The 20,211-nt window shown below is 39.7% G+C and carries 14 protein-coding genes and 1 pseudogene; 13 read left to right on the top strand and 2 right to left on the bottom strand.

The window, feature by feature from the left end:
- Positions 1-145 precede the first annotated feature (145 nt).
- On the bottom strand, positions 146-1,051 hold the full coding sequence (locus tag AC5JMF_RS01500) for a Uma2 family endonuclease (protein ID WP_495793948.1): 906 nt from the start codon (positions 1,049-1,051) through the stop codon (positions 146-148).
- A 41-nt stretch (positions 1,052-1,092) separates the two neighbouring features.
- Positions 1,093-1,506 (bottom strand): thiol-disulfide oxidoreductase DCC family protein, encoded by a 414-nt coding sequence (locus AC5JMF_RS01495; protein ID WP_495793947.1) that lies wholly within the window; start codon positions 1,504-1,506, stop codon positions 1,093-1,095.
- A 75-nt stretch (positions 1,507-1,581) separates the two neighbouring features.
- On the opposite strand from AC5JMF_RS01495, the gene AC5JMF_RS01490 reads away from it, so the two are divergent.
- The 13 genes and pseudogenes from AC5JMF_RS01490 to AC5JMF_RS01430 all read left to right on the top strand — a co-directional run bounded on the left by AC5JMF_RS01490 (position 1,582) and on the right by AC5JMF_RS01430 (position 20,067).
- On the top strand, positions 1,582-4,905 hold the full coding sequence (locus tag AC5JMF_RS01490) for a two-partner secretion domain-containing protein (RefSeq protein ID WP_495793946.1): 3,324 nt from the start codon (positions 1,582-1,584) through the stop codon (positions 4,903-4,905).
- Positions 4,906-5,097: 192 nt separating this feature from the next.
- Positions 5,098-5,389: pseudogene (locus tag AC5JMF_RS01485) on the top strand (pseudouridine synthase); the annotation flags it as partial.
- 758 nt (positions 5,390-6,147) lie between these two features.
- Positions 6,148-7,092 (top strand): ParB/RepB/Spo0J family partition protein, encoded by a 945-nt coding sequence (locus AC5JMF_RS01480; protein ID WP_495793945.1) that lies wholly within the window; start codon positions 6,148-6,150, stop codon positions 7,090-7,092.
- A gap of 620 nt (positions 7,093-7,712) precedes the next feature.
- Positions 7,713-8,945, top strand: coding sequence for a glycosyltransferase (locus AC5JMF_RS01475; protein ID WP_495793944.1), 1,233 nt, complete (start codon positions 7,713-7,715; stop codon positions 8,943-8,945).
- 280 nt (positions 8,946-9,225) lie between these two features.
- Positions 9,226-10,422, top strand: coding sequence for a glycosyltransferase family 4 protein (locus AC5JMF_RS01470; RefSeq protein ID WP_495793943.1), 1,197 nt, complete (start codon positions 9,226-9,228; stop codon positions 10,420-10,422).
- A gap of 105 nt (positions 10,423-10,527) precedes the next feature.
- Positions 10,528-12,030 (top strand): GumC family protein, encoded by a 1,503-nt coding sequence (locus tag AC5JMF_RS01465; protein ID WP_495793942.1) that lies wholly within the window; start codon positions 10,528-10,530, stop codon positions 12,028-12,030.
- 79 nt (positions 12,031-12,109) lie between these two features.
- The gene (locus AC5JMF_RS01460; protein WP_495793941.1) at positions 12,110-13,399 is read left to right on the top strand and encodes an O-antigen ligase family protein; all 1,290 of its coding nucleotides are present in this window, start codon (positions 12,110-12,112) and stop codon (positions 13,397-13,399) included.
- Between the two features lie 42 nt (positions 13,400-13,441).
- Positions 13,442-14,410: a glycosyltransferase family 2 protein gene (locus AC5JMF_RS01455; protein ID WP_495793964.1), complete on the top strand. Its 969-nt coding sequence runs from the start codon at positions 13,442-13,444 to the stop codon at positions 14,408-14,410.
- Positions 14,411-14,454: 44 nt separating this feature from the next.
- Positions 14,455-15,762, top strand: coding sequence for a lipopolysaccharide biosynthesis protein (locus AC5JMF_RS01450; RefSeq protein WP_495793940.1), 1,308 nt, complete (start codon positions 14,455-14,457; stop codon positions 15,760-15,762).
- A gap of 65 nt (positions 15,763-15,827) precedes the next feature.
- Complete coding sequence (locus AC5JMF_RS01445) at positions 15,828-16,850, top strand: polysaccharide pyruvyl transferase family protein (RefSeq protein ID WP_495793939.1); 1,023 nt, start codon at positions 15,828-15,830, stop codon at positions 16,848-16,850.
- Positions 16,851-16,915: 65 nt separating this feature from the next.
- Positions 16,916-17,650 carry a methyltransferase domain-containing protein gene (locus tag AC5JMF_RS01440; RefSeq protein WP_495793938.1) on the top strand — a complete coding sequence of 245 codons (735 nt, stop codon included), beginning with the start codon at positions 16,916-16,918 and terminating at the stop codon, positions 17,648-17,650.
- Positions 17,651-17,654: 4 nt separating this feature from the next.
- Entirely contained in the window at positions 17,655-18,689 is a 1,035-nt protein-coding gene (locus AC5JMF_RS01435) for a polysaccharide deacetylase family protein (RefSeq protein WP_495793937.1), read from the top strand.
- Positions 18,690-18,774: 85 nt separating this feature from the next.
- Positions 18,775-20,067, top strand: coding sequence for a Rieske 2Fe-2S domain-containing protein (locus AC5JMF_RS01430; RefSeq protein ID WP_495793936.1), 1,293 nt, complete (start codon positions 18,775-18,777; stop codon positions 20,065-20,067).
- The last annotated feature ends 144 nt before the right edge of the window (positions 20,068-20,211 follow it).

Here is a 20,211-nt window from a genome sequence, read left to right as displayed (position 1 = left end):
CCCTACAAAATTAAAGTTTTTAATTCACATTAGGCGCAATTCGTAATTCGTAATTCGTAATTAAAAGGAACTGGGGGATGAGGGGGACGCAAAGAAGTAAAGAGAAATTATACTGTTCGCAGTTCCCTGTTCCTTGTTCCCTTATTCATACAGCATTGGGGTCTTCTCCTAACTCTCTTAACCGGGCTGCTAAAAGTTCAGCACGTGCATTTGCAGCTTGGACTTGGGCGGTTGCGGCTTGGACTTGGGCGGTTGCAGCTTCAGCACGTACTGTTGCGGCTTGGGCTTCGGCATCTGCGGCTTGGGCTTGGGCGGTTGCAGCTTCAGCACGTGCGGTTGCGGCTTGGGCTTCGGCAACTGCGGCTTGGGCTTGGGCGGTTGCGGCTTGGGCTTCAGCAACTGCGGCTTCTTCGGGTAAAGGAAGCAGATTGCCAGATGAATCATAAAAGCGCAACCAAATCGCTGTTTCTTTATCTATAGTCCCCTCCCAGGTTCCTAACCATAAACCTAACCGCTGACACCACAGCCAGCCGCGTTCATCTAATGCTAAGGGCTGATATTTTTGATTGATATCTAAGTGCCACCCTTGCAAAGAATTGGGGTCGAATGGGTCGTATACAAAATAATCGGGTGTGCGGAAAGTTTGTTCATAAATGTCTTTTTTGGTGTTTTTGTCAATCTCCGCAGTAGAAGGCGACATTAATTCCACGATGACATCTGGGTAACGACCGTCTTCTTCCCACACTACCCAGCCTTGTCTAGAGATGGTACTATCAACACCCAGTACTACAAGAAAGTCAGGGCCTCTAAAATCTCGGTTACGTGCTTGAGTACTGCTGTAGTAAACAAACATGTTACCACCTGTGAAAAAATCATTGCGATCGCTCCAACCTTGCTGCAATGATCGAATCAAAACATTCATAGCAATGCGGTGGCGATTTGACTCCAAGGGTTCTCCGTCATCAAAAATTAAATCTGTAGGTGGCATTGGGGGTTCCCAGTCCACAACTGCACTGGTGGAGATTTCCAAATTTGTTTCGCTTACTGTCATACCAGCCCCCTGTAGTTGACTGTCGAAAACTATATTACACATTAATCATGACCAATTTTGCAGCTATCATCCACACAGTATGCTGATTGATAGGTACTAGAACGCTTGCCAAAGAGGCTATAACGATTGTCGCGAATTTGTTCGTAAAAGCGATCGCCTACCCATTTCATCCCAGGTAAGGCTCTGTAAGCATCTACAAATATACTTCCTAACGGCAATAACTTGCCAATTTCTTCAGCCGCAGCACTACCTTGCCAACGTCGTTGTGGGACATCACCATCAATTAAAATCATCCCTTGTTCGCAATCTTCATTAGTAATTCCCCATTGCGAAAGTGTTTGCTCATCTTGCATGGAAGTGTAGCGAAACAGCTTGCCTTGGTCTAAAGTTTCTAGCAGTTGCACCAGAGTAACGCAGAGATGACAATTGCCGTCGTAAATCACGTAGTAATTCATATTGATCTATTTGATGATGAATGCGATCGCCAGCCTAATGGTAAATTGAAAAAATCATAAACAACACTCAATTTTATGACGATCAGATACTGGTTGAGTAAATGCTTGCAGTTAGTATTTTCTAGTTTTCTAGGAGGATTAGAAGTAAACATTTTAACTCTGGAAGTTCTTGCTCAGAGTCATATCGTACAAGACAACACATTAGGTAGCGAATCTTCTCAAGTTATCACAAATTTTAATAGTTTACCGATTGAAGTAATTACAGGTGGTGCTACTCGCGGCATTAATCTCTTTCATAGTTTTGCAGAATTTAATGTTGATGCTGAAAGAGCAGCATATTTCTCAATTTCTAATGCAAATATTCAAAATGTTTTAGCACGAGTCACAGGTAATAACCCTTCCGAGATTTTGGGGACACTCGGTACATTTGGTCAATCACAACCCAATTTATATTTAATTAATCCTAATGGCATTATTTTTGGCGAAAATGCCAGTTTGGATGTGGGAGGATCGTTTGTTGCCACGACGGCTAACGCTATCAAACTTGGAGAAGCAGGATTTTTTAGTGCAACCCAACCAGCATCTAACAATTTACTTGCAGTTAATCCATCGGCACTTTTATATAATGCGATCGCTAATCAAGCAAAGATAATTAACCGTTCGACTGTTGGTTTAAATGTTCCACCAGGTAAAAGTCTTTTGTTAGTTGGTAACAATGTACATTTGGATGGTGGGGTTTTACTAGCTCCTGGTGGACGAATTGAGTTAGGCGGGGTGGTAGAACCGGGAACAGTAGAATTGACTAGCAACGGCAATATTTTTAACTTAAAATTTCCTGAGAATTTAGCCAGGTCTGACGTATCACTTACCAATGGCAGCATTTTAAATACTACTGCTAATAATGAAGGTAGTATTGCCATCAACGCCAGGAATATAGATATTTTAGAAGGAAGTCAGTTATTAGCTGGGATTGGTAGCGAATTAGGTAACACTAAAAGTCAAGCAGGAAATATTACACTTAATGCAACCTCAGCAATCAACATTGAGCGTTCAAGAATTATCAACCGCGTGAATAGTGATGCTATAGGTAACGGTGGCAATATCAACATTACAACTGGAGAACTCTTTGTTACTGATGGCGCTAGACTGACTACCGACACGTTTGGACGTGGGGATGCAGGGAACATAGTTATTGATGCTAAACAAAGTGTCTTATTTGATGGCTTTGATAGCGCAGCTTTCAGCTATGTAGAAGAAACCGGTCAAGGCAAAGGTGGAAGTATCAAAATTATTACTGATGAACTTTCTATGACTAATGGCGCTGAATTAGCCGTCATTACTTTTGGAGTTGGGGATGCAGGTAATGTGACTATCGATGCTAAACAGCGCGTCTTATTTGATGGCTTCAATAGTGGAGTTGTAAACTATGTAGAAGAGACTGGTAAAGGAAAAGGCGGGAACATCCAAATCACTACTGATGAATTTTCTGTTACCAACGGCGCTCTATTAGCTGCTGCTACTTTTGGAGTTGGTGATACAGGTGATGTGACTATCGATGCCAAACAAAGAGTTTTGTTTGATGGCATCGATAGTGGAGCTTTTAATACTGTAGAACGCACTGGCAAAGGAAAAAGCGGATATCTCCGCATTAACACTACAGAATTATTTTTGGTTAACTATGCCCAACTAAGTGTTGGTACACGTGGACAAGGGGATGGAGGTAACTTAATTATCGATGCCAAACAGCGCATCTTATTTGATGGTAATAGTACAGCTTTCAGCAGCGTAGAACAAAATGGTCAAGGAAAAGGTGGGGATATCCACATTATCACAGAAGAATTTTTAGTTACTAATGGCGGACAGCTGATTACTAGTACCCGTGGAGATGGGGATGCAGGTAATTTGATTATCGATGCTAAACAACGAGTCTTGTTCGACGGTGTCAATAGCGGTGTGAATGCAGCAAATTTTAACACCTTGGAAATAAATAATACAAGAAAGGGTGGAGACATCCAGATTACAACTGGTGAGCTTTCTGTTACCAATAGCGCTCAACTACTTACCAGCACCTTTGGAGTTGGGGATGCAGGTAATTTGATTATCAATGCTAAACAACGAGTTTTGTTCGATGGCTTAGATAGTACAGCTTTGAGCAGTGTGGAAGGAAATGGTAAAGGCAAGGGTGGAGATATACAAATTACTACTGGTGAGCTTTCTATGACCAACGGCGCTCAACTACTTGCCAGCACTTTTGGAGTTGGGGATGCAGGCGATATTGAAATTAACGCCGCTAATTCTATCAATCTTTCTGGTAATAATTCAATCAGCGGACGTTCTAGTGCATTATTTACATTTACGGATATTAATTCCACAGGCAAGGGTGGTAATGTCAGTGTTAATACTAAGTTGTTCAAATTATCAGACACTGCTGTATTAGATGCAGGAACGAATAATAATCAAAATGGTGGCAATATTACAGTTAATGCTAGTTTTTTTGAGCTTTTCAATGGCGGTCAACTGATTACTAATACTTCTGGTAGCGGACGTGCAGGTAAAATAACAGTCAATGCTACCGAAAAAGTGATTATTAATGGCAGTGATACAACCTTCAATGACCGGGTTGCACAATTTGGTACAGCAGTTGCTAACGTTGATGCTGCTAGTGGCTTGTTTGTCAGGTCTGATGGTTTAGGTAGTGCAGGCGATATCGAAGTTAACTCACCCAAAGTCACCTTAGATAATCAAGGACGATTTATAGCTGAATCTGTATTTGGTAATGGTGGAAATATCAATCTACAAGTAAGTGACTTACTTCTACTACGTCACAATGCTTTAATTTCCACTAATGCTGGTACTGAACAACAAGGTGGCGATGGTGGGAATATTAATATTAACGCTGGATTTATCGTCGCCATACCGGAAGAAAACAGCGATATTACTGCTAATGCTTTTACTGGCAAAGGCGGTAATATTCAAATTAATACACAAGGTATTTTTGGTATTGAGTTGCGCTCACAACCAACCCCCAAAAGTGATATCACTTCTAGTTCAGAGTTAGGCGTTCAGGGTGTAACAATTATCAACTTACCTGATAATAATTCCATTCAAAATAGCCTGACGGAACTACCCGATAACCTCATAAATACCAACGCACTAATTGCTAATAGTTGTATCGTCCGTAGTCCTAAGCAAGAAAGTACTTTTATAATTACAGGTACTGGCGGTTTACCCAGTCGTCCCGGTGAGGCTGTGGCTTCTAGTTATCCTACGGGTGATGTGCAAAATGTCAGTAACGATAGTGTAGCAAATGCTTGGAAAAAGGGCGATCCGATTGTAGAACCGCAAGGGGTGTATCGACTGGATAACGGGCAGTTGATGATGAGTCGAGAATGCCGTTGATGCAAGTTATTTACACTTTACTTCGACCCTATTGTGGTTTCAGAACGCTTGGAAAGCAGTTTCGTTGCAGAAGATTGTGGTTTGGGCCGCAATTATTGTGATTTTAAGACTACCTCTAGTTGCAGATTAATGTGGTTTCAAAATTACCTTGATTGCAGTTTTGGACTTTTATGTTTGCAGTTTGCCACCACTTATCAACAAGTCGATTGGCAACGCGGTAAACCCAGCTTAACAAGATTCCGGGTCATCGGCAGGGAAGGAAATTATACTCGTGTAGAGTTTGTGCCACTCACCGGACGCACCCATCAAATTAGGTTCACGCTGCTGATCCCCAAGGATTGGATGTAACTATTTTAGGCGATCCGATCGCCTCTATGGGTGCGATGCTGTTGCCAGTTGGTTCCACTGCATTGCACTTGCAATGACATCGAACAAGTTATTTGCTGGACATAGTATTATTAGCTTGATTTTAACTATATATTAATATAACAGCTGCTAAATATTCATCAAGTAACTATGAATTTATGTAATTTAATGATATTTATATCTAAAGAAAGATGTAATCTTCTTATGTGTAAATAAAGAATTAAACTCGATTAGATTCGGATAGAGTTCAGAATCAGGTTTTACTAATTCCCTTGTAGTAAACATCTAACCTAATCATTTTTAAATCCGTATTATACATTGATGGCAAAAATAGTACATTTCGAAAAACTGTACAGAGTGGTGCAAATGGTGTAGCGCTGCCACCCGCTACGAATGAAATAAACACTTTTTCTTCCCCTACATCCTTGCACCATTACATCCCTACACCATGTTTCTTGAAAGACTCTTAACTCAAATATATGCTCTGTAATTCAGCATGTTTTTATGCCTTACAAACTTGGATTAACTTAAATGAGTGATGGCTATAAGTGAACAAGGGAGTAAGCTGTTCCATATCTAGTTTGCATATCCAATTGCTCGCCCTAAATTATGCAATTTGAATGTGAAATAGCTTCACAGACGCAGACACTACCAAAGTAATTTTGTTGTCAATACGAATACTAAAAATTACTCATCAACTACAAGCTTCTATGGCAGGCGAGACAACTTTTAAAACTTTATGCTCATAGACACTAAGGTAAATAGTGCATCTTACAATACACCTTTTGTAGGCGAGACAGCCTTTGAAACTTTATGCTCATAGATTCCCAGTTGTGCAACTACTTAAATCCATTGCTAGAACCTGGAGAAAATCCAATGCTGCCAAGACAAACTAATTGGGTAGCACCAAAACTAAATGTGCTTGATGCTCATCTCAATCATTTTCATAGTCAATGTACTACTACACTTCCAATCGATCAGATTAGATTACCTCTTAAACAACCACGTCGCTACTTAGACCCACATAAGCTGGCTCAACTAGTAAAATCAATCAGCGAGTATGGGCTTTTGGAACCAGTGCTGGTTCGTCCACTTCCAAATGGAGAGTACGAACTGGTTGCTGGTGAGCGACGATTACGGGCAGCGCGTGAGGCGGGGTTAGTAGAAATCCCTATTGTTTCTCATAATTTAGATAAAAAACAAGCTCTCCAAGTAGCACTGATAGAGAATCTACAAAGGGAAGACCTGAATCCGGTTGAAGAAACAGAGGCAGTGTTAGATTTGCTAGCTTTATCTCTGGAAATAGATACTAGTGAAGTCGTGTCTATCTTGCACCAGTCTTTCAATACGAAACAAAGAGGTCAAGAATTGAATCAGAATGTTCTGATTCAAATTGAGAAGATTGAATCGGTATTATCAGAACTAGGGCGTTTTAATGCTGGAACTTTCCGCTCTAGCCGACTTCCTTTACTGAATCTACCTGATGACACTCTGTCTGCAATACGGCGTGGTGAGATTGAGTACACTAAAGCTCAAGTGATTGCCAGACTCAAATCAGAGCAACAGCGGTCTGAACTGCTGAAAATAGCAATTGTTGAAAACTTAACTCTCAGCGAAATCAAAGCTAAAGTTAAGGAACTCAAATCTGAAATAGAAGTCAAGCCAGAAAGGATTTTGATTGAGCGGTTTGTGAGAATTAGTAAACATTTACGCCAAAAGAAACTTTGGAGTGATATTCACAAAACAGAGCGAATATCTCAGCTTTTAGATGAGCTAGAAAAACTCACAGAACAAGAGAGCCAAGAGCAAACAGTGTTTTAAAAAGTAAAAAGAAAATCCCCCTAATTTAAATTAGAGAGCCAGTGCTTTCCTGAGCCACCGCTATGCGAGGGTTCCTCCGTTGAGGGTATGGTGTGTCGCCTTGCGTCGGAAAGCAACTGGCGTGGATTTGAAGCGGATGTCAGAAATAAGTAAAAAGTAGAAATAACATGAATTTGTAAGCTCTTTAGCAATTTTAAATTGTAGCTTTATCAGTAGCGATCGCTTAAAAAAATCGCATATAAAGCTTAAAAGCCTGCAATTTAAATCTCACATTTAGTGTTAATTGTCAATAGATAATTGGTCATACTTTAACTAACAAAAAATCTAATTTTATACAGCCATAAGAAATTTTTAATCCAACCTTTATATTCAGTTATTGTCAAAAGAGTGTTGTTCATTGTAGACTCCAGAATGTGTAAGTTTAGTAATCAACAAATCAAAAATAAAAAGCTTTCTGTAAGTTAATAAACTTTAATGACATTAACTTTATGAATTGTTTTTTGATTTTCTAGCTACAACAGGCTTAGTCACAAAAAAAGTAACGTTTTATTTAATAATATATTCCGCTTGGAGGCTGAGCATCTGTTTGTAATATCTTTTTTAACCGATTATTTGACGAAATGCGTAAACCCATACTAACGATTTTCTACCAGTTCAATCCTTGGCATACTACTATTGGCGGCATTCAAACGCTGATAGGTCTTTTTATCAAGTATGCTCCAAAAGAATTCGTAGTGCGACTTGTAGGAACAGGAAACGATAGATATCAGCAGGTTCTCAAGTGGCAAGAAACAGAATTTGCTGGTAGAGAACTTAGTTTTCTGCCATTATTTACCTTAGAAAATGATAATATCCGGCATCTGGTACCAACTACGGTTAGATATACAACCGCTCTTCTAGGGCGTTGCTTTGCCTCAGATTTCATGCATTTTTATAGGTTAGAACCAACCTTAGCAACTTTCAATTGGCAGGGTGAAAAAACACTCTTTATTCAGAACGATATCCAGAGGCAAATGGCAGCCAAAGATGATAACAATGCAATTCTTTGGCGAAGATTTCCAGCAGGGTATTTTGCTCTCGAAAGTTTATTAGTTAAACAGTTTCATCAAATCTTATCCTGCAATACCAATTCATTAGAACTTTATCAACAGCGTTATCCTAGCGTGCGAGAGCGTATTGCTTATTTAAAAAACACCTTTGATGAAGAGATTTTTTATCCATTGCCTCGACAAGAACGAGATGCTCTAAGACAGCAACTAGCTACAAAAATTGGTTTGGCAGCAGATACACGTTTTGTTCTGTTCGCTGGTCGTCTGCATCCCCAGAAAGATCCTCTATTACTCATACGTTCATTTGCAGCTTTGAATAAGCCAAATATTCACCTACTGATAGCAGGTGATGGCGAGTTAGCAAATCAAATAAATTCTGAGATTGAGCAACTTGGGTTGTCCAAGCGAGTAACAATGCTGGGAGTACTCAAGCAAGAAGAGCTTGCACATTTGCATCGTATTTGCAGCGTTCTAGTGCTAACAAGTGCTTTTGAAGGTTTACCTTTTGTTGTGTTGGAGGCACTGGCTTGTGGAACACCGATAGTAACAACTGACTCTGGTGATACAGCACAATTGCTCTTTGCCGATAGTGGGGTTATTTGCAAACAACGTACTCCTGAGTGCATAGCAGATGGCTTACGTCAGGTATTATTACATCCAGAAAATTATCCTAGTGAGTCTTGTGTGCGAACTGTAAGTCCTTACGCCGCACGTACTGTAATTAGCAGTGTCTATGGCGAAATGCTAAATCGCTGGGAATCACGGACTCTCTCGGCAATGAAACTAAAAAAGGGTGTTGCATAACACAAAGATGATTCTCGTGGGATGAGTAGGATACCACTCTCGAAAATCAAGGAATAGGCGAGATTGTCTGGGGTTCTGAGCGCTCAGCAAACTGCTCTTATTCCATAAAACAAACTAACACCAATTTTCTGAAATTCGTCAACAGATTCAAACCTAAAAGCCCTGATGAAATCTGACTTTCTTAATTACGAATCACGAATTGGTATAACTCATCCCAAATTTATGCAACACCAAAAAGAGATTGATTGAGGTTGCTATCTATTTGGTAGGTAAAAGATTCATGAAGATTGCTGTTATTGGTGTCAAAGGCTTACCACCTAAACAGGGAGGCATTGAGCATTACTGTGCAGAAGTGTATCCCCAAATGGTAGCGCAAGGGCACAGTGTTGATTTATTTGCTCGGTCTTCTTACACAAATTGTCGCTGGTTGGAAAACTATGACTTTCAGGGTGTCCGAGTTATCACCTTGCCTAGTGTTTCTTTTAGAGGGGTAGATGCTATGATTACCTCTGCCTTTGGTGCGATCGCTGCTTCAATAAACCAGTACGATATCATTCATTTTCATGCCTTGGGGCCATCTCTGTTTACCTATTTATCCAAACTGACTACCTCTGCAAAGATTGTAGTTACCTGTCAAGGATTAGACTGGCAACGCGCCAAGTGGGGTAATCTTTCTAGTCGTCTGATTCGCATGGGAGAGCAAGCAGCCGTGCGCTTTGCCGACGAAATCGTAGTAGTCTCCAAAGAACTACAATCTTACTTTTTGCACACCTACGATAGACGAACAGTCTATATCCCGAATGCTGCTGCTACTTATGTTGAGTCAGACCCTAGTTTTAGCTATGGTAAAGCTCTGAATTTAACCCAAGGACGCTATATTCTATTTTTAGGCAGACTTGTACCAGAAAAGCGCCCTGAATTACTACTTGAAGCTTTCTGTAAGTTAAAACCCGCAGGATGGAAACTGGTTCTAGTTGGCGGAGTTAGTGATACGAGGTCATACGTATCACAACTATTAGACACTATTAGCAAAAATCCAGAAATAGTGTTTGCAGGTGAACTTCGAGGAGCGCGTTTAGCAGAGATTGTCAGAGGTGCAGGGTTGTTTGTCTTACCATCTGACGTAGAAGGATTACCCCTGGCAATGCTGGAGGCCATGCAAGAAGGTGTCCCAGTTATGGCAAGTGATATACCACCACACCAACAACTACTGGATGAGGGACGTGGTGTACTATTTTCGGCTGGCAATCTAGATTCTTGTATTAATTATTTGAACTGGGCAGTGAATCACCCACAGAAACTAGCAGCGATGGCGAAAGAGGCCCAAGAGTATATACAGATAAACCATAGCTGGGAAAAAATTACTGCCGACAATTTGCAGCTATATGCAACACTCTTAAACTCGTTTACATCTATCGAGGCATCTACACCTATGAGCAGTGGTATTACTAGAATTTCTTCCCTCAAAAAGTTCTAGTCCTGTTGTTGTCAATTCAGCTCTAGCTTCTGCTCATCCGACAACATCAGATCAATAGGTTTGTATTCTGGGATAAACCACTCAAGAAGTTACGAAGCAAGTTAAATGTTTAAGTTTAGAGCTGCTAATCCTTCTGTTAATTCAACCCCTGTGTCAAAACGCTGGAAGCATTTTTTACTTCTTTGGCTAGTAATGAATGCCACAATCTGGAGTGCTACTGTGCTTTATTTGCTATTAAGACCTACCAGTTATACAAGCAAGTGGTTGCTTAATCTGCCAGCAGCTGGATCTAGCACAAATGTCAATGTGCCTGATATTGGGCAAGCTTCTTCTTGGAATGATTCTCCTTACAAAAATTTTGCAGACCCTAGGGAAAACTACAAACTCTTAGCTGAGAGTGATGATATTTTAGAAACCGCAGCTAATCAACTCAAGATACCTGTTAACCGTTTCGGCAAGCCACAAATCAAAATTATCGACAACACCACCCTGATGAGGTTTGAAATTAAAGGAGATCACCCAATACAGTCTCAGCAAAAGGCTTTAGCCTTGATGAATGCTTTTCAAGCAACATTACACAAACTCAGACTCCAAGAAATTGATCAACAAGACAGTAACTTACAAATTGCCCTCAAATCCGATAAGCAAAAATTACAAATCGCTAAACAAGCTCTCTATGATTACAAAGCCAATTCCGGTTTGACTTCTACTGAACAACTACGAGATCTATCAATTAATGTTGAAGGATTGCGCCGACAGCGAGCTGAAACTACCGCTCAACTCAAGCAAATAAATGCAAGATTTAAACAACTCTCAGCTAGTTTAAGCTTATCTGGTCAACAAGCAGCCGATGCTTTAGCACTGCAATCAGATCGCGTGTTTCAGGAATACTTAGCTAATTACAGCCAAGCTAGTGCTACTTTGGCAAGTTTGAGCGCTAAATATTTACCATCTCATCCCACACTGATTAACAAACAGCAAGAGAAAAATGCTGCAAGCGCAGCACTTCTCCAGCAAGGTAAATTGCTTATGGGGCGAACGGTATCAATTGCCAGCTTGGAAAAATTGATTGTTCGTGGCGGTGGTTCATCTAACTCATCCTCACAACGAGCAAATCTATTCCAAGAATTAATTTCACTTCAAGAACAACAACAAGGAATTGAAGCCCAAGTTCAAGAGTTAAATCAACAGATTACTCAACTAGAATTGAGGTTGAATTTTCTATCTCAGCAAGAGTCAAAGCTAGACAGTCTCAATCGTGAGGTCAAAGTTGCAGAAGCAATTTTGACCTCGAATGTAACTAAACTGAATCTGAAAAAGTCAGATATTTCTACCTCTTATCCAGAAATTTCAACCGTCACAAACCCTAGCTTACCAAAAGAACCGAGTAATCCTAAACCTCTATTTGTACTTTTAGGTAGCGTTGTTTGCTCCATATTATTGACAACAGGAACAAGAACGTTATGGGAGTACGAACGTAAAAAACTTGAGCGAATTCAAGATACCAACAATAAAATACCTCCGATCAAATCTATCAGCGAGCTTACTTCTATATCAAATGTTGGACATAACAGTTCTCGCCCAGATGAGGTACATCCTCCAAGTTAAACAGATTTATCCATCAAAGCCATACATCATTAGCACTTGAAGCGCCATAACACTCTGCATTTAGGATGCAGCACTCAAAATGAGCAGCATCGCAATTAAACCACAAAATATTCCAGAAACTTTAATTTGGTATTACATTATCCTTACTTACCCAATTTATCTTTTAGGCGCACAGTTTGTGTTCGCACCAATTCTTGCAACTGTTTTAGTAGTTTATTTATTGAAAAAATGGTGGAATCAAACAGAGTCCACTCCGAGCAATGAAAAAATTATTATTTCTTTATCAGCTTGGGTTTGGTTGATTGCAATTCTAGTCATAGAAATTGCATTAGTTGTTGTGACTGTAAACTCAAATTTAAGAATTTTTGAAATTATTGCTGCGTCAGTTCTCTGGTACAAAACATGGGGGCTATTGGCTTTATTTCCTTTAATTAGCCACCTCAAAATTCGACCGAAATTAATTTATCGAGCTATTTGTTATCTTTGCTTACAAAGCGTAATCATAACACTGATTGGTACTCTTTACCTGAGCTTGCATTTTCCTAATATAATTTATACTTCTCCACTACAAATTTTTGGCTCTGGTCCTAAACCTTATGAAGTAGCCATTTTTAATAACATCATACACGAAAGATTAACTTTGTTTGGTGTTTGGCCTACTATTTTCGCCTCATTATGTAATATTTATTTCTATTGTGCTATGCAAGAATCTGACAAAAAATGGCGATATATTGGTATCTTTAGTAGTATATTAATGATTATCTTATCGCGTTCTAGAACAGCGACATTATGCCTGCCGTTGGTTCTATTTACAGTCTGGTTTTTAACGAATGTTATCCGTCCTTGGGTACAGTTAACTACAGGATTTGTGAGTTTTTTAATCGGGATATTTGCACCAACATTAATTAATTGGTTCCAAGCTTTTAAAGATAGCTTTGATCGAGCTCGTTCTGGTTCTTCAGAGATTCGGGCTACCATATATCGTTTGTCCTTAAATAGTTGGTGGAACGAAGCTCCCATATTGGGACATGGTGTCAGACAAAAATATGGGCCATTCATTGCAGCAAAAATACCACTTGGCTCTCACCATACCTGGATTGGTATTTTGTTTACTCATGGATTAGTTGGCTGCTTTGCTTTAGCAGTTGCTTTCTTATGGAGTTTTATTGATTTGTTAATCAAAGCTCAAACCTCTGAAACTGCAAAAGTTGGATTAAGCATATTATTAATTATATTTATATCTTCTTTTGCTGATAATGTAGAGTTTTTTGCTTATCTTTATTACCCTGGGTTAATCATCTTAGGTTCTGCTTTTCAAGAAGGTTCACCCGAATATAAAACGCAATTAGTTAGTAGTGCTAATTCGTAAAATTTTTGTGTTTAACAGCAACATCCACAAGAGCTAAATATGATGGCTAAAGTATCTGTAATTATTCCGGCTTACAATGCAATGAAATATCTTCCAGAAACTCTAACAAGTGTGACTACTCAGACATTTAGTGATTTTGAAATCATCATTGTTAATGATGGTAGCTCTGATGGGATTGAAGATTATATTTCTCAAACAACAGATGCAAGAGTAAAAATTATTTCTCAAGAAAATAAAGGATTAGCAGCAGCAAGAAATGCTGGAATTACCAACGCTCAAGGTGAATACATAGCATTCCTCGATGCTGATGATATTTGGGAACCAACAAAACTAGAACAACAAGTGAGTGCTTTAGAAAAGCACCCAGAAATTGGCCTTGTATACACTTGGGTTGCCTATATCGATGAAAAAGGCGCATCTACGGGCAGAGTGTTCAAACATCACGCAGAAGGCGATGTTTGGCAACAGCTGGTAGAACATAATATTGTTGAGTGTGGTAGCGTGCCTATGGTACGTCGTTCTTGCTTTGATACTGTTGGTATATTTGATTGGAATTTAAGCCGTTATAACGTTCATGAAGATTGGGATATGTGGTTGCGTATTGCTGCTCGCTACCCTTTTAAAGTGGTAAAAGAAACACTCGTTTACTATCGCCAAGTTTCATCAAGTGCTTCTAAAAAATGGCAAGCAGTAGAGGAAAGTGCTTTGATTGTCATTGAAAAAGCTTTCAAATCTGCTCCACCAGAGCTGCTTTATTTAAAACAACGCAGCTATAGTTTTGCCAATATTCATTTTGCCTGGAAAGCTCTGCAAAGTCGAGATAAAGACTATAAAAAAGCAATACATTTTCGTAGTCAAGCCTTGATTAATTATCCTTGGGTGTGCTTATCCCAGGAATTTCTGCGTTTGACCTTAGCCATTACTCTGATGCAATGGTTGGGAGCTGAGTCTTATCAAAGATTATTAATGATATTTCATGCACTACGCCGACGTTTAGTCGCTATTGAATGATGAAATCCGATGGAGAGTTATAGAGTGATGAATTAAATAGAAAAATGTCAATCTCTAGTATGAAAATTCAAATGATTGTTGAGAGATTCCAGAAATTATTATCAGGTCAATTTATTCGCAATGTCAGTTGGTTAGGAGCAGCAGAACTAATCAGCCGCATTTTCCGCTTGGGAACGACAGTTATTCTAGCTCATTTGTTTAGTCGTCAAGATTATGGGTTACTAGCAGTTATTTATACTACTATTGACTTTGCTAATATTTTCACGCTCAGAAGTGGTATTGGAGCTAAGATTATTCAGGCTGATGAGCGAGATGTCGAAACTATATGTAATACATCTTACTGGTTGAATTGGATTCTGTGTATATCTGTTTTTATTGTCCAGTGTATAGCAGCTTTTCCGATTGCATATTTTTATAAAAATACACAGCTAATCTACCCTCTCTGTACTGTTGCTTTAGTATATTTGATTTTACCAAACTTTCTAGTTCAATCTGCTTTAATTGAACGAGAGAATCGGCTGAAAATAACGGCATTATGTAATGGGGTACAGTCAATACTCAGCAGTATAATTACCCTATTTCTAGCAGCTAGGGGTATGGGAATATGGGCTATTGTCTGGGCTATGGTTCTGACGACACCTGTATGGATTGTAATTGGTCGGATAAATCATTCTTGGCGTACTCCTAAATTCTTCACACTTGAACGTTGGCGAGAAATCACTAATTTTGGTGGTACCTTGCTTGGCGTTGAATTATTAGGAATACTGCGTTGGAATATAGACTATTTAATCATTGGACGATTTCTAGGACTTGAAATCCTGGGACTTTACTATTTTGCTTTCAATGCTGGTTTAGGAATTAGTCTGAGTGTTTTAGCAACATTTGTTTCGGCCTTATTGCCTTATCTATGTGAAGTACGGGGTGATATAAATTTACTAAAAGAGCGATTTTTTAGTAGTCTCAAAAAAACTTCTGCAATTCTTATTCCAGTCATTATCTTGCAAGCAATTTTAGTACCGTTCTATGTGCCAATTGTGTTTGGACAAAAGTGGATACCAGCAATTCCACTGGTAGTATTGCTTTGTCTGTCTGCTCTCTCTTTTTCGTTAAGCCGTCCTACATATATTTTACTAAATACAGTAGATAAAGTTGGGATTAATCTGGGCTTGCAATTGATTTACACTTTAATATTCACAATTTCTTTGTTAATTGCTGTGCAGTGGGGAATATTTTGGGTAGCTGTGTCCGTGCTGATTTCTAATATAGTGCCATCAGTTTTAGGTAGTATTTGGGCTATCAGACATGTGTTTAATAAAAATTTATTTGTTCCAGTCACCGATACCAAATTATGAAAGCTCATGCAATTGTAATTGAGTTGATTTACACACAAACATCCAAATTTTAAGAAGGTAAGTTAATGAGGATTATTGTTGCAGGTTGGTTTAGTTTTGAGGGGTGCAATGTTACCGCAGGGGATTTAATGGCTCGAGATGTTGCCTGTAGATGGCTTCAAGATGTTGGTCATGACTATGACATTGCTCTTGCTTTTCCGTTTGTGGGTGGTGTGAATTGGCGTTCAGTTGATCCTAATACTTATTCACATGTTGTATTCGTATGCGGGCCTTTTCCGTACATGAAGCTATCTTATGAGTTTGTGCAGCACTTTAGAGGCTGTCGTCTAATTGGTCTTGATTTATCAATGTTCGAGCCACTCGATGTTTGGAATCCCTTTGATGTAATTTTAGAAAGAGATAGCCCTGCTTGTTCGCGTCCAGATATTTCCTTACTTTCAGGTCAAGCAAAAGTACCTGTTGTCGGGATCATTTTGGTTGAGCCACAACATGAATATAAAAACAAAGACAAATATCGAGTTGCAAACGCAGCTGTTGAGAGACTCATTGCCTCACGAGAAATGGTAGCAGTGCCTATCGATACTCGTCTAGATCCAAATGCCACAAATCTCCGCACTGCTGCTGAAGTTGAAACCTTGATTTCCCGTATGGATCTTGTGGTTACTACACGCCTACACGGGACTGTGTTAGCTATCAAAAATGGAGTTCCCCCCATCGTTATCGATGGAATTTCTGGGGGAGCTAAGGTAATGCGTCAGGCCAAAACTATTGGTTGGGATGTGACATTTTCTGTGGATAGCTTGACGGACGATGTGTTAGAGAAAGCCTTTGAATACTGCCAAACAGAAGCAGCACGAGCCAAAGCTAGAGAATGCCGCGATCGCGCTATAAAAGTGGTCGAACAAGTAGGTGATGAATTTATCAAATCCCTTGCGACTACAACAAGTGCAAGAGTATGGCGTGAAGAATTGATTGACAAATCATTGTTAGAATCCCCACTCTTGACAATCCGAAATCTAGCTGTTGATCAAGCTAGAACTCTAAAAAATAAGGCAATACATGCCATAGGAAAATCTCTGTTGAAGTAAGTCGGTATCATCAAAGCACAAAGCATCAAAGAAAGTTTTTTGATTGAGGATTGGAGGTTTTTCTCGTGAATAAAACACGAATTCAGGCAATAGTAAAACAAACTTTACCAGCACCTATATACCATCACTTAAAGAAGCAATTACTAGGTATAGGGATGGTAAATTTCGGCAGTCTACGACGCTTGACACCGATCAGCCGTCTCTATGGCTTCGACCGAGGACAACCCATTGGTCGCTACTATGGTGAAAACTTTCTGACTCGTCATGCCAAGGATATTCAAGGTCATGTGCTGGAGATTGGAGACGCTGCCTACACACGCCAGTTTGGTAGCGATCGCGTCACTAAAAGTGATGTCTTACATATATCAGAAGGCAGCCCAGAGGCAACTATCATCGGCGATCTTACCAATGCCCCACACATTCCCTCAAACACATTTGACTGTTTTATCCTCTACCAGACATTGCAATATATTTACGATTTACCCGCAGCCATTAAGACAGTTTCCCGGATTCTTAAACCAGGTGGAATCGTGCTGGTGACTGTTCCAGGAATTATCCAGATTGCAGATGTCCAATGGAGCGATTACTGGCTTTGGAATTTCACTAATAACTCGATACGAAGGCTATTTGAGGAATTTTTTCCCAAAGAAAATATTCAGGTTGAGACTTTTGGAAATGTGCTAGCGGCGGTGGCTGCTTTGGAAGGGATAGCCGCCCAAGAACTGCGTCCCGAAGAACTGGATCATCAAGATCCACAATATCAAGTTTCCATCGCACTTAGAGCTGTTAAACCTCAATAGAACGATGACCATGCCTGAGAGTAGCAAATTGCAGCGAGCAGTTCGCAGATTACGAAAACTATTTGTGCCCAAGGGATTGATCTTAATGTACCACCGCGTAGCCGAGGTAGATTTAGACCCTTGGTCGCTATGTGTAACACCACACCACTTTGCCGAACATCTAGAAGTTTTGCAAAAATACTACCAGCCTCTAGGACTCAAGCAATTAGCCCAAGCACATCAGCAGGGAAATATTCCTCACAGGGCAGTGGTCATCACTTTTGACGATGGTTACGCTAATAATCTTTATCATGCTAAACCTCTGCTAGAGCAATACAATATTCCAGCAACAATCTTTATAGCCACTGGTCACTTGGGACGGGAACGGGAATTTTGGTGGGATGAACTAGAACGGCTACTACTACAACCTAGAAATTTACCCCAGCAGCTCGATCTGAGCCTTAACGGTAGTAACCAGCAGTGGCAGTTAGGTGAAGCTGTCTATTACAGTGAAGCCGACTATCAACGTGATCGCAAAATCCAACCTTGGGAAAGCAAACCAGGCTCTCGACTGTTTTTCTATTACTCAGTTTGGCAATGGTTACAATCCTTAAGCGAACCAGAGCAACTCCAGGCCCTAGACCAAATACTCATCTGGGCCAATCAAAAATCAGTAACCCGCTCAAATTACCGTCCCCTTTCCCCTGAAGAAGTATGCGTTCTTGGTCAAGGAGAACTAGTGGAAGTCGGCGCACACACGGTCACACACCCATTTCTATCTGCTCACTCCATAGCCTTTCAGCAAGAAGAAATTCAACGTAGTAAAGCCTATTTGGAAGAGCTTTTAAATCTGCCAGTGACGAGTTTTTCCTATCCATTCGGCAACTATACGTCCCAGACAGTCCGCCTGGTTCAAGAAGCCGGATTTACCTGTAGCTGCTCAACTGTTGCAGATACCGTTTGGCGAGAGAGCGACTGTTTGCAATTTCCTCGCTTTCAAGTACAAAACTGGAGCAAACAAGAGTTTACCAAGCGACTCTTGCAGTGGTTCTATGACTGATTTAGATATTTTGATGCGATCGCTCAAAATTCCCTGCTATATCAGATTGACAACTTACATTACTTGAATGACTTGGGATGTTGATATGCAAAATCTCAATTTGACAGAAACAAGTATCAGTTTCCAACAGACAAAATCAATACCAGCGAACAAAATTGCTGAACGCATTCTGCATGGCGAGGTGGTAATTATACGCAAATGCTTACAAAAAATCGGTTATTTCGAGTGTTTGCAAAAGGCTAGTTTAGAAGGTATCCAGCAAGCCGTTGGTCAAGAAAAAGCTACAAGAATTAAAAATCAAGGTTTTGAAGCAGTTCATAAAATTATCGACCTGAACGAACTATCAGATGTTAGCGATCGCACTTATGAAGTTATTCGTTCTCTAGCTCCAGCTTTCTCCAAAGCATTAGTTAAAGAAGTATTTCAGACACAAAAACCTTTCTACTTTGAAAAAGAACCAAACGTTAGGTTCCATATACCTTACGATATTGTAGTCAAAAGAAAACAAGAGTTTAGCAAATTCTACTGGAACGGTAAAATTACACCGCATGGCCCACATCACGATAGTTGGTATCAATGTCCAACCAACTCTATCAATATCTGGATTGCAATGGGTACAGTTACCATCGGCAATGGACTAAACATTTACCCTCAAGTCCACAACAAACGTCTTCCTTGTACACCAGAAGGTAAAATTCCACATAATCAATACTTTGAGTCAGCGCTGAATTTTCATTTAGAACCTGGGGATGCTTTGATATTTCATGGAGAGCATTTACACAGTTCTGAGATTAATAGTACAGATGCAACTCGCTACGTTATCAGTTTGAGATTGACCCTAGATAAACCTAATTTTCTCGAATCTTCACCTTATAGATATGACTACATCTACTCTGAGTGTAATGATAGTTTCAAGGCAAAATGTACTGAACTGATAGTTAATACATCTCGCCAGATGCTCAAAAAAATTAATACAATTTTACCCAAACAAAACCAAAACTATATTATTTCCCCAAATGCTGTTTGCGGTTTTGATGATACATCAACTGATTTTCCCAAGCCCATACCAGTTGAGTCTACTGAAGATATTAAGCTTGCATTTGACTCTCAAGAGTTGCCAATAGGTAAAATCAGACCCGTGTCGCCAAAGATATGTGTAGCGCGACTGGACAACAATCAAGTAGTAGCTTTCAGCAGATATTGTCCTCATGAAGGAGCAGATTTAGCAGGTGGCTATTTACGCGATCAATGTATTGTTTGCCCCTGGCATAATCTCCCAATTAGCACAGAAAGTGGTGCTAGTCCCTGCCAGTCGTTATCTAAATTAACCATCTTTAATTGCACTGAAGACAACAACCAAGTTGAGGTTCAAAGTTAAAAAATTATACCAATTCTCTAACATTTAGTAACAGATTCAAAGTGTGAAAATCCTGATTCAATCTGACTTTCTTAATTACGAATTGGTATTAGAATTTAGCCTTTGTTAGAGCATAGCTCGATTGGGAAAGAATGTATCAAGTAT

Source organism: Desmonostoc vinosum, from assembly GCF_059505385.1.
This window is presented reverse-complemented; position numbering and strand designations above follow the sequence as displayed.

What these genes read in the sequence shown, in the direction of transcription:
- AC5JMF_RS01500 (WP_495793948.1), bottom strand. Translation starts at nt 1,051, where the DNA reads ATGACAGTAAGCGAAACAAATTTGGAAATCTCCACCAGTGCAGTTGTG.
- AC5JMF_RS01495 (WP_495793947.1), bottom strand. Translation starts at nt 1,506, where the DNA reads ATGAATTACTACGTGATTTACGACGGCAATTGTCATCTCTGCGTTACT.
- AC5JMF_RS01490 (WP_495793946.1), top strand. Translation starts at nt 1,582, where the DNA reads ATGACGATCAGATACTGGTTGAGTAAATGCTTGCAGTTAGTATTTTCT.
- AC5JMF_RS01480 (WP_495793945.1), top strand. Translation starts at nt 6,148, where the DNA reads ATGCTGCCAAGACAAACTAATTGGGTAGCACCAAAACTAAATGTGCTT.
- AC5JMF_RS01475 (WP_495793944.1), top strand. Translation starts at nt 7,713, where the DNA reads ATGCGTAAACCCATACTAACGATTTTCTACCAGTTCAATCCTTGGCAT.
- AC5JMF_RS01470 (WP_495793943.1), top strand. Translation starts at nt 9,226, where the DNA reads ATGAAGATTGCTGTTATTGGTGTCAAAGGCTTACCACCTAAACAGGGA.
- AC5JMF_RS01465 (WP_495793942.1), top strand. Translation starts at nt 10,528, where the DNA reads ATGTTTAAGTTTAGAGCTGCTAATCCTTCTGTTAATTCAACCCCTGTG.
- AC5JMF_RS01460 (WP_495793941.1), top strand. Translation starts at nt 12,110, where the DNA reads ATGAGCAGCATCGCAATTAAACCACAAAATATTCCAGAAACTTTAATT.
- AC5JMF_RS01455 (WP_495793964.1), top strand. Translation starts at nt 13,442, where the DNA reads ATGGCTAAAGTATCTGTAATTATTCCGGCTTACAATGCAATGAAATAT.
- AC5JMF_RS01450 (WP_495793940.1), top strand. Translation starts at nt 14,455, where the DNA reads ATGTCAATCTCTAGTATGAAAATTCAAATGATTGTTGAGAGATTCCAG.
- AC5JMF_RS01445 (WP_495793939.1), top strand. Translation starts at nt 15,828, where the DNA reads ATGAGGATTATTGTTGCAGGTTGGTTTAGTTTTGAGGGGTGCAATGTT.
- AC5JMF_RS01435 (WP_495793937.1), top strand. Translation starts at nt 17,655, where the DNA reads ATGACCATGCCTGAGAGTAGCAAATTGCAGCGAGCAGTTCGCAGATTA.
- AC5JMF_RS01430 (WP_495793936.1), top strand. Translation starts at nt 18,775, where the DNA reads ATGCAAAATCTCAATTTGACAGAAACAAGTATCAGTTTCCAACAGACA.